This window comes from Roseibium sp. RKSG952, assembly GCF_009711355.1.
Genome location: NZ_SMMF01000038.1, coordinates 1 through 215, shown reverse-complemented (window position 1 = coordinate 215; position 215 = coordinate 1). Strand labels below are relative to the sequence as shown.

The window sequence follows — 215 nt, the reverse complement described above, 5'->3', positions numbered from 1 at the left end:
GGGCTTTCGCTGGAGCTTCTACGGCCATGCCGATGTGAGCGTCGGCATCAGTCTCGGCACGGCGTTGTTGTTCTTGGCCGTTTGCGTGGCGGTCATTTGGGGTATTTTCAAAACCGGATATAGTTTGAAAATTTGATGCGGGGGGCGTTGTTGCATAATTGCCCGCCCGGGCGGCAGCGGTCTGTGCGGTTGAGACAAGATCGGCCCATGTTGGT

At 56.7% G+C, this 215-nt stretch carries 1 pseudogene; it reads left to right on the top strand.

What is annotated here, in order from left to right:
* Positions 1-136, top strand: a pseudogene (locus tag E1297_RS50020) (sugar ABC transporter permease); the annotation flags it as partial.
* Between the last annotated feature and the right edge of the window lie 79 nt (positions 137-215).